This is a genomic window from Arthrobacter sp. Y3221159 (genome assembly GCF_059089885.1).
This window is the reverse complement of the sequence record NZ_JBNHFC010000009.1, coordinates 190294-199702: the sequence shown is the minus strand read 5'-3', so window position 1 is coordinate 199702 and position 9409 is coordinate 190294. Positions and strand designations below refer to the sequence as shown.

Below are 9409 nucleotides of genomic sequence, written 5' to 3'. Positions count from 1 at the left end.
CGCGCTGATCCTCAGACAACGAACTAGACGCACGCATAAAACTGCTCCCCGGGAGTCGGAACTGAATTTCTCAGTCCAACTCCCGGGGAGCAGTTCAATCCGGCTGACCCCTTTCCTTCCGCTAACGGGTCGGCCATCATGCACGAATAGGGATCCTCCACCGGACAGTCGATCCCCTGTCCCATCGCATGTATTGCCTAACCAAAAGTGAGTCCAGACATAGGGTTTCGAGCCGCCAGCGCGCACGGGCTCATGCGACAGTGCCGCGGCGATTGCAGAGCGGGAGTCCTACGCCTGCCTGTATGCTCGCTGGACACAAAGCCTGAGGGGGCAGCGCTATGAAACTCCTATTCTTTGCCGTGACACTCGCCGCGGCACTCCTGCTGAGCGGATGCACCTCAGCACCGAACATCAACGCGCTGGACAACGCAGCCAAGGAACAGGACCAGCTTCCTGCTGGAGTCACCATTTGGCCGGAGGATGACATCCCCGCCAGCAGCGTGAGGTTCTTGGTCGAGCACAACGAAATCAGGTACTTCGGGGCCAAGAGCGCTGACGGCAGACAGGCTTGCGTCGCTGCATTACCAGAGGACAGCAACGCCTCCTGGATTGCCGGTTGTTCAGACCTGAGGGATGACCGGGAGATCGTTCATATAAGCGGCACAGGAGTCGCCGAGACTGTCCTCGTGTCCGACGCTTTCGACGTCAACAAGCTCATCGGAGACGGGTGGAATCCCATCCACAAGAACATTGTGATCGCCACACCCTGACCGCACCGATAATGACCTCCATGCCTCGAAGGCTTAGACATACAAGAGAGCTGGACTGCAGTGAAGCGGCGCCCGGTTGAGGATCCCTCAACGGACGACATGCAAGCCTGATTGGTGTTCTAGATGGGAGTGTGGTCGGCGGCCGGCAAATTGATAGCCAGTTTGTTCGATCCGTGGTTAGGGAGTGCTGGGCATTGGTGCTGGCGAAGCGCTCCTCATTCTTTCGGAGGTCCATTCGCGCTGCTCTCCATTAGAGTTCTGGGCCTGAGAGTCCGCTGAATCCCCTTCCACGTTGGGCTGAGGTTGAAGGGGCATCGGGGCGGGTGTGGCCCTGCGCATTTGTTCTTCGGTCAGTGGGGCGGGTTCGGGCCCGCAGCTGGCGGCAGTTGCAGAAGTAGTCGGAAGCGCAGGCAGTTGTGTTGAAGAACTTGGCCAGGGGAACGACTCTCGGCAATCACTGCGCTCGGTTGCGCCGGCCCCATCATCGGCTTCAGGGAAAGACGGAGTTGATGGCAATGGTGGACCCTGATTCACTTCTTCTGGGGAAAGTATCGTGACCTTCCCGCTACTTAGGGCTTGATCAACGCAATTTGCGACTCGCACGGCGTCGACCTCTGCCGATCCTGCATCCAGGCGTATACCAAGGCGGGAAGTAGGCATGTCGGCGGTTATGACGGACTTCTCGACACTCGGGTCATCCTCGCAGTGGTCCAAGGATTCATAGACAGGGAAGCTGACACCGACACCCCAGCGGTCATCGGCAGAGGCGGCCCGCGGGTAGTCTGCCGGAGCGGCCGGCGCACATGCGGCCAGCAGCACCACGAGAAACGGGGTCAATTTCGATTTCCGGATGAAGTCCCCCTGACGTCAATTGCCAGCATGTCTGTCTCTATGATTGCCGCTATTGCGTCCTGATAGGTCAACCCCTAGCCAAACAAGCCCCTTATTTTCCCGAGCTGTAAACCCACGCCGAGGTCATCGGACCTGGGCGGTCACCGAAACTTGCCCAAGCGACAATTATGGCTACCACTACGACCATCAGCAGAAGTGCAGCAACGAGAATTACGCGGGGTTTCATACCCGCATACTAAATGGCGTCAGGGGCTCTCCCAGGCGCTCTTGTCAGTTTCCGAAGTCGGTTGCAGAAAATGTCCACAACCGCCCGATGGCGGATCCTTTAACGGGCGCTGCGGCCGCTGCCGAGAATCGGGTGGCGATGGCTTGGCGTATGGAAGACTCACCCTCGTGAACAACGATTCCAAAGGGACCTTGCACCATCTCGAACTCTGGGTCCCTGACCTTGGTCGGGCCAAGCAGGAATGGGGCTGGGTCTTAGCGGGCCTGGGGTACTCGATCTACCAGAGCTGGGCCACAGGGATCAGCTGGCGGCTCGGTTTGACCTATATCGTTGCTGAGCAATCACCAGCTATGAGCGGCTCGGAACACGAGCGCACGCTGCCAGGGCTCAACCACCTTGCGTTCCATGCCGGCAGTAAAGGAGACCTCGATGTGTTTGTCGAAGAGAGCCGCCGTCACGGGTGGGTGCAGTTATTCCAGGACAAGTACCCACACGCTGGCGGGCCCGAGCACTACGCTGCCTATCTCGTAAATTCTGATGGATTCGAGCTAGAGCTTGTGGCAACCACCTAGGCGGATGTGGCCCTGCGTCCGGCAAAAGATCCTTCACCGGGCACGCCTGGACCTGTCTACAGTCGCACGCTGAAGACAGTCCGGACGATGTTTCCGCCTAGGTCATCAGCGACCCGGTGCATTCCGATTTTCTCAGCTACCCGCTCAGAGGCCCGGTTATCAGGATGAATGATCGCTACAAGTTCGGTGACGTCAACGTGTTCTCGGGCGTACTCACGACAAGCAGTGGCTGCTTCTGTCGCGAACCCCTGACCGTGCAGGTCGGAGCGCACGTGGTACCCGACCTCAAGCTTCTGCAACCCGTTCACCAGCTGCCAGGTCAGGCCACAGTCGCCTACAAACTCTCCGTCATGCGTCTCGACGATCCATAGGCCGTACCCGTACTCCGCGTAGTTCTCCTGATTCCAATGAACCCAGCTTGCTGCTTCCTCCCGGGACTTGGCTGCAGGGCAAAACGCATCACCTCGGGGTCTCCGAGCAACGCGGTCATCTTATCGAGGTCGGCCTCGGTCATCTCACGGAACTGCAATCGATGAGTCGGTTGTGGCGTTGGCATCCAATGATTCTATTTCGAGTGGTTATGCCCGAAGCCGGTCGGTCACGCAGACATCTCACTTGAGTTCGGGTAGATCGCCTAAAAGCGAATCGAGAACCCCCACGTCGTACCGGTCACGGCCGGGCGCGCGTCCGCTGATCGATCGGACACCGTCTTGAGGTAGCTCCCAGGCAACTTGACCCGGTCTCAGCCCATCAAGGCACTGGTACCACTCAATGAGGGGCTCCCGCAGCTTCGCATGGAGCTCGAATGAGCGCCGAACCCGGGTTGGATCGCGAACCTTCTGGAGCCGCAAGGTTTCCTCATCGGGCACTGTCACCAGCACGACGTCTGCAAATCCGAGCTGTTTGTTGCTCATTGCCTCGCGTACGCATGCCAGCTCGTAAGCAAACCTTGAAGCCGGGGCGGCACCGACCCGTGCCAAGCACCACGAGTAGTGCAGTTTCATTGGATCGGAGTCGCAGATCGCCACTCGCACGCGGTCTTCAAGATCCAGCGCTTGTACCCAACGCGCCATGTTGACGTCAGTCCAGTAGCGCGCCTGCCCCGCAGCATCATTTCCGTCCGGCTCGGTGCCTGTCGGAGCGTATTCAGGCACGAACTCGACCGCAGCCGTCCTACACCACGTCGTTTTTCCGGCCGCACTGGGACCTTCAACCGCCACAATCACCCGATGATGCTACATCGCGGGGTCCTGTCCCTATGAGCTCGGGCCCCTCGGATGCGCCCTGCCGGCACCGCGGCTGCTGCATTCAATCGGACGGCAGAAGTTGGAAGATGAATCGGTCGTCCGGGGACCACGTGTGCTGGTCGTCGCATCGATAGCCACGTAGCCACGATTGGCCGTCGACGACGCGAAGATAGAAGCCCTTCGGATACGCGTCGTCCTTGCTAGGCGCTTCGGCCGCCACTGTGAGTCCGCCATCGGGTGCCCGCCCGGACGACATTACTGAGTCACGAGACGCCACCTGCTCGTTCAGCGCCATACGCAAATAGGGCCCAGTATCGAGTGGACACAGCGATAAGCCCTGCTGCTTCGCCGCCTGGAAGACCTGGGTAAGTGTCGCCCCTGCGGGAAGCCCTAGTTCGGCGACCGTACGCTCCGTGACCACCACCGAACGGCGGGCCTGGTCGTCGAGGACAACGTCCTGGAGCAGGGTTTCCGCGTAGCCATTAACAAGAACCCCACGCGAGCTTAGGTCACTAAACAACTGGCGTCGGGAACGTCCACCGACGCAAACTTCGAGTCGTTCAACTCGAGATCTGTCTGGCATGCGTCTCCTTCAGGTGAGTGTCAGCTACAGCCTGGTGCCCACTCTACGGCGGGCAAGATCGTAGCGCTCAATGAAGCACCGTTGCCCGATAAGCGGTCGATCACCGTGCCCAGGAAACGCGCCGGCACATCCCGTGCAGTTACTGGCCCAGGCCATGTACGTAAGACCCGCACGATCAAGTGCACGGTGTTGGGGGGATTACTGCAACCCTGTTCCTCATGACTGGAATGAAGATCGGTTATGCCCGCGTCTCGACGAATGACCAGGACCTGACCGCCCAACGAAACGCTCTCCTTGCCCTTGGTGTTGAAGAGAAGCAGATCTTCGTCGATCACGGACTGACGGGAGCTAACCGGGTGCGCCCTGGACTGCGTGAAGCGATGGCGGCATGCCGAGCCGGCGATACGCTGGTGGTGACCAAGCTGGACCGTTTGGCGCGTTCCCTTTCCGATGCCCGGGATATAGCCGACGAGCTGACGGCCAAAGGGGTAGTCCTCAGTCTCGGCGGCAGCACCCACGATCCAACTGATCCGGTAGGCCGGCTGCTGTTCAACGTCTTGGGCATGGTGGCCGAGTTTGAGGCGGATCTGATCAGGATGCGCACCCGCGAGGGCATGGCGGTGGCAAAAGCCAAGGGGCGCCTGAAAGGCAAGCAACCAAAATTGTCCAAGACGCAGCGGAAGCACCTCCTGACACTGCATGACGCCGGCGAGCACACGCAGGCCGAACTGGCCGAACTGTTCGGGGTGTCACGGACGACTGTGTACCGCGAGCTTCAAAGGCGAACCATCTGAAGACAGCTGCGGCCCCCGCTAAGAGTGCCACTTAGCGGTGCAAAAAGAACGCCATTTAGCGCTGCGATTCACACTGGAAGGATCGATCGCTGCTGTCTCATGAACGGTCGTCCATGATTCCTCCAGTAAGAGCAACGTCAACGGCGGCGTATATGCGACCTTGAAAAAGTCCCCTGCAAAACCGCACGTCAAAGGCGGTTTGTCGCGGTGAGGGAAACCTGAGTAGGACATATGCGGGCGCTACGCTCGTCAGCATGGGAAGTGAATCTGTCCGAGCTGCATATGGGGCACTTGCCGCCGAGTACACGCGCATTCTTGGTTCCGTTGATGACCTGCACGAGCTGGATCGGCAACGCATCGGGCGTTGGGCATCAAGTATCGACGGCTGCGTGATTGATGCTGGGTGTGGGCCCGGCCATTGGACGGACTTTCTGTACCAACGGGGCGTCACAGTGCATGGGATCGACCTCGTTCCCGAATTCATTGAAAGCGCCCGCGTACGCTTTCCCGATGTGCCTTTTCGCGTTGCCTCCTTCCGCAATCTAGACGTACGAGATGGATCAGTGGATGGTGTGCTGGCCTGGTACTCCCTCATTCATGTGCCACCAGATGAGTTGTCCTTCGTGTTCAAGGAGATCGCTCGTGCTCTTGCCCAGAGCGGGCAACTACTCGTCGGGTTTTTCGATGGTTTTCCGGGCGAACCTTTCTCGCACGCTGTTACAACGGCGTACTACTCGTCCATCGAGCAGATGGGGCACCTGCTCAGCGAAGCAGGTTTCGAGGTGCTCGAAGTGGAGACGCGCGAAGACCCCGGGAAGCGAGCCCATGCCGCTATTACCGCCGTCGTCCGGTAAAGGACACCGGCTAATGGGACAACTGCGGCTTTGTCTCAATGGGTGCCTCCATGACGGGACAGACCCGATGGTCTGGCCCGTGGCATGTTTCTAAACAAGGGGTTATGGAGTGCCCGATGACCAGGGCATCAATTCGTTGAAGGCAGAGAAGACGAGAGAATCCCGCCACTGCCCGCGAATGAGCTTATCTGCCTTCCGCAATCCGATCCGGGACATACCGATCTTCTCCAAGACGCGGGCGGAGGCAACGTTTTCAGGCCTGCAGGTTGCAGTGATTTCCGGCAACCCGAGATCTTTCATACCAAACATCAGCATGGCTTTTGACGCTTCTGTGGCGTAGCCACGTCCCCAGCAGCCTGCGGCGACCACGTAGCCTATCTCAGCTTTGCCGCTGACGAGGGAAAGACTGACTGAACCGATTGGGTCGCCTTTTGAGACAGTGATTGCGAGAGTGAAATTCGTCCGCTGCGGCTCGCCTTGAGCAGATAAACATGCCTTGAGGAATTTCTTGGTGTCCGCTGCGTTGTTCGGGCCCCACTCAACGAATTCTGCAACTCGTTGGTCCGAGGCGAAGGCATGGACCGCATCGAAGTCGTCCAACGTGTATTCGCGAAGCAAGAGTCGTTCGGTATAGAGCTGCATATGTAGATGCTTCACTTTGAGATGGTCTGCTCTGGAAGGGCCGGTTTCCTCCGGTTCCCGTGCCGGGTGTCCCGCTGTTCGAGGTGCTGCGCGGAGAACACCATGAGGATAATTGCAGTGATGGCCAGGCAGCCTCCCACCCAGGTCGGGGAGGCGTAGCCAAGCCCGGCGGTGATGGTGATTCCGCCCAGGTGTGCGCCGAGGGCGTTGCCGATGTTGAACGCGGAGATGTTCACTCCCGAGGCGAGGGTGGGTGCTTCCTGCGCGAAGTGCAGGACGCGGATCTGCATTCCGGGGACGGCTGCGAACCCGAAGACTCCGAGCAGGAACAAAGCGATGGCTGCCGTCCACTGGGTTTCCAGGGCCACAGTGAAGCTGAACAGGATGACAGCCAGGGCGCACAGGAGAACGAGGAGGCTTTTGTCCGGGTTCCTGTCCGCTGCTTTCCCGCCGAAGATGTTGCCGGCGAACAGACCAACGCCGAAGAGGACAAGCATCCACGGCACGGCTGTTTCCTGGAAGCCGGCGACCTGGGTGAGCATCGGGGCGATGTAGGTGAATGCGCCGAACATGGCGCCGAAGCCGAAGACGGTGACCAGGATGGACAGCCACACCTGGACGTTGGTGAAGGCCTTGAGTTCCAGCCGGAGATTGGCCGGTTGGTTGGCGGGCTGGGTTTTGATGAACGCGAGTATCCCGGCCAGGGCGATGATACCGATGCCGGTGATGGCCCAGAACGTGGACCGCCAGCCGAAGTTCTGCCCGAGGAAGGTCCCGAATGGGACGCCCAGGACGTTCGCTGTGGTGAGCCCGGCGAACATGATGGAGACAGCGGCGGCCTTCCGGTGCGGTTCCACGAGGTTGGCTGCAAGTACGGCTCCGACGCCGAAGAACGCCCCGTGACACAGTGCGGCCACGATCCGGCCGATGAGCATCACGGTGTAGTCGGGGGAGAGTGCCGAGATGAGATTTCCGGCGATGAACAGGACCATCAGCCAGGCGAGGGTGTTTTTGGGGTTCCGTCCTGCGGCGACGGCTGTGACGAAGATTCCGCCGAAGGCGACGCTGAGCGCGTAGACGGACACGAGGTAGCCCGCGACCGGGATGCTGACATTGAAGTCGGTGGCGACTTCGGGAAGGAGCCCGAGGATGACGAATTCGGTGAGCCCGATCCCGAATCCGCCGGCCGCGAGGGCTATCAAACCAAGGGGCATGTGTCGCTTCTTTCTGCCAGGTATTAGAAGGCGCCCGGCCGGTGAAGGCAGGTAGCCTCAGCCAGCCAGGCACCGAAGTGAAGGTTTAGGCCGTGACGGGTGCGGGCTTCCGGAGGAACAGGGCAACCAGAAGAGCCGCTGCCAAACAAAGCGCAGCATTGATGCCAATCGCCGGCAGCACTGCCCCCAACACCTGTCCCGGGGCGGCGTCGCTAGTGCTGTGCTGGAGCAGGGACGCGGCGATGATGGTGCTCATGACGGGAATGCCCATCGTGATGCCGATCTGCTGGCTCATGGTAGTCAGCCCCGTGGCAAGGCCCTGCTCAGTGTCAGGGAGCCCGGTGGTGGCGGTGACCATGAACCCGACGATCGCGGCGAGGTTCGCGACGCCGCCAACGAACGTGGCGATCAGCACGATCACCAGCGACATCTGATCAGTGTTGATGAAGAGCAGGGACCCGGTGGCGGCGGCCTGGATGGTTAGGCCGGTGACGATGGTGTTCTTGTTGCCGAGTCTGCCGATCAGTTTCGGGGCGATGATCCCGCCGACGACTGTGCCGATGCCCAGGACCGCGAAGGCCAGCCCGGCCCCGAGCGGGGTGTAACTGAGGACCTGCTGGAGGTAGAGGGTCAGGACGAACACCAGGGACGTTTCAGTCGCGAACGCCAGGATGCCTGCGATGTTGCCCCAGGCGATGTTGTTCCGCCGCAGGATGGTCACAGGCACCAGCGCGTGTGTCGTGTTCTTTTCGATGAAAAAGAACACGACGAACAGGAACAGACCCGCCGCGAGGGGTCCCCAGGCCAGTGCGTCAGCCCAGCCTTTTTCGCCTGCGGTGGTCAGGCCGAAGACGAGCAGCAGCAGCGCCAGGGTGACGGTGACCGCGCCGGGCACGTCGAGCTTAGTTTTGTTGCCGCGGGCTGACTCGGTCAGGAGCTTGGGTGCAAACACCAGGACGAAGACAGCAATGGGGACGTTGATGAAAAACGCCCACCGCCACGAGAGCAAATCCGTCAGGAGCCCGCCGAGGATCGCGCCGGCGGTGAACCCGGCAGCCATCAGTGACCCGTTCAGGCCCAATGCCTTGTCCCGCAGCGGGCCTTCGGGGAAGGACGTGGTCAGCAGCGACAGCGCAGCCGGGGTGACAGCGGCGGTGGCGAGGCCTTGGGCGACGCGGGCTGCGAGCAGCAGGCCGGGGTCGGTGGCGAGCCCGCCGACAAGGGAGCCGATGCCGAGCAGCGCCATGCCGGCGATGAAGAGCCGTTTACGGCCGAACAGGTCAGCGACCCGGCCAAAGAACAGCGTGAACCCGGCAGCGCACAGCGCGAAGGACGTGGCGATCCATTGCAGGTGCTCCAGGGAGAACCCGACGTCCGCACCGATCCGCGGGAGCGCCACGTTCAGGATGGAGAAGTCCACGGCGAGGGTGAAACTCGCGGTCAGCAGCAGGACCATGACCAGCCGCTGCCGCCCCGACATCCGGACGGGACTCTCTTGGATTGGCGGTTCCGATGGTGCGGTGAGTTGGGGGAGGGGCGTGGTGTCGTTCGCTGTCATCGCGGAAGGTGTCCAATCATCGTGCGTGCGGGTTTTCCTCTCCACCCTGCCGACGGTGGCCCGGAACAGCTACGCCGTGTTGTGGGTAGCACTGGCA

General features: G+C 60.7%; 9 protein-coding genes and 1 pseudogene. 4 read left to right on the top strand and 6 right to left on the bottom strand.

Going from position 1 to position 9409, the window contains the following annotated elements:
- Positions 1-338: 338 nt before the first annotated feature.
- Together AC5RT3_RS11590 and AC5RT3_RS11585 are read left to right on the top strand one after the other, a co-directional pair.
- Positions 339-770: a hypothetical protein gene (locus tag AC5RT3_RS11590; RefSeq protein ID WP_494124256.1), complete on the top strand. Its 432-nt coding sequence runs from the start codon at positions 339-341 to the stop codon at positions 768-770.
- Between the two features lie 1245 nt (positions 771-2015).
- Positions 2016-2420, top strand: coding sequence for a VOC family protein (locus tag AC5RT3_RS11585; protein ID WP_494124255.1), 405 nt, complete (start codon positions 2016-2018; stop codon positions 2418-2420).
- A 56-nt stretch (positions 2421-2476) separates the two neighbouring features.
- On the opposite strand, the pseudogene AC5RT3_RS11580 reads toward AC5RT3_RS11585, so the two are convergent.
- The 3 genes and pseudogenes from AC5RT3_RS11580 to AC5RT3_RS11570 all read right to left on the bottom strand — a co-directional run.
- Positions 2477-2818, bottom strand: a pseudogene (locus AC5RT3_RS11580) (GNAT family N-acetyltransferase); the annotation flags it as partial.
- A 213-nt stretch (positions 2819-3031) separates the two neighbouring features.
- A complete protein-coding gene (locus tag AC5RT3_RS11575; protein WP_494124254.1) occupies positions 3032-3646 on the bottom strand; it encodes a hypothetical protein in 615 nt (204 codons plus the stop codon).
- 82 nt (positions 3647-3728) lie between these two features.
- A complete protein-coding gene (locus AC5RT3_RS11570) occupies positions 3729-4250 on the bottom strand; it encodes a hypothetical protein (protein WP_494124253.1) in 522 nt (173 codons plus the stop codon).
- Between the two features lie 218 nt (positions 4251-4468).
- Here AC5RT3_RS11570 and AC5RT3_RS11565 point away from each other — a divergent pair, with 218 nt between their 5' ends.
- On the top strand, positions 4469-5044 hold the full coding sequence (locus AC5RT3_RS11565; protein ID WP_494124252.1) for a recombinase family protein: 576 nt from the start codon (positions 4469-4471) through the stop codon (positions 5042-5044).
- A 254-nt stretch (positions 5045-5298) separates the two neighbouring features.
- Positions 5299-5898: a class I SAM-dependent methyltransferase gene (locus AC5RT3_RS11560; protein ID WP_494124251.1), complete on the top strand. Its 600-nt coding sequence runs from the start codon at positions 5299-5301 to the stop codon at positions 5896-5898.
- Positions 5899-6000: 102 nt separating this feature from the next.
- Here the strand turns inward: AC5RT3_RS11560 and AC5RT3_RS11555 are convergent, their stop codons facing one another.
- The 3 genes from AC5RT3_RS11555 to AC5RT3_RS11545 form a co-directional block, all read right to left on the bottom strand.
- A complete protein-coding gene (locus AC5RT3_RS11555; RefSeq protein ID WP_494124250.1) occupies positions 6001-6540 on the bottom strand; it encodes a GNAT family N-acetyltransferase in 540 nt (179 codons plus the stop codon).
- Positions 6541-6551: 11 nt separating this feature from the next.
- Positions 6552-7754: an MFS transporter gene (locus AC5RT3_RS11550; protein WP_494124249.1), complete on the bottom strand. Its 1203-nt coding sequence runs from the start codon at positions 7752-7754 to the stop codon at positions 6552-6554.
- Positions 7755-7839: 85 nt separating this feature from the next.
- Positions 7840-9312 (bottom strand): MFS transporter, encoded by a 1473-nt coding sequence (locus tag AC5RT3_RS11545; protein ID WP_494124248.1) that lies wholly within the window; start codon positions 9310-9312, stop codon positions 7840-7842.
- Positions 9313-9409: the final 97 nt, after the last annotated feature.

Coding starts and splice junctions, on each gene's coding strand:
- AC5RT3_RS11550 (WP_494124249.1), bottom strand. CDS start 7,754: ATGCCCCTTGGTTTGATAGCCCTCGCGGCCGGCGGATTCGGGATCGGG.
- AC5RT3_RS11555 (WP_494124250.1), bottom strand. CDS start 6,540: ATGCAGCTCTATACCGAACGACTCTTGCTTCGCGAATACACGTTGGAC.
- AC5RT3_RS11570 (WP_494124253.1), bottom strand. CDS start 4,250: ATGCCAGACAGATCTCGAGTTGAACGACTCGAAGTTTGCGTCGGTGGA.
- AC5RT3_RS11545 (WP_494124248.1), bottom strand. CDS start 9,312: ATGACAGCGAACGACACCACGCCCCTCCCCCAACTCACCGCACCATCG.
- AC5RT3_RS11590 (WP_494124256.1), top strand. CDS start 339: ATGAAACTCCTATTCTTTGCCGTGACACTCGCCGCGGCACTCCTGCTG.
- AC5RT3_RS11565 (WP_494124252.1), top strand. CDS start 4,469: ATGACTGGAATGAAGATCGGTTATGCCCGCGTCTCGACGAATGACCAG.
- AC5RT3_RS11560 (WP_494124251.1), top strand. CDS start 5,299: ATGGGAAGTGAATCTGTCCGAGCTGCATATGGGGCACTTGCCGCCGAG.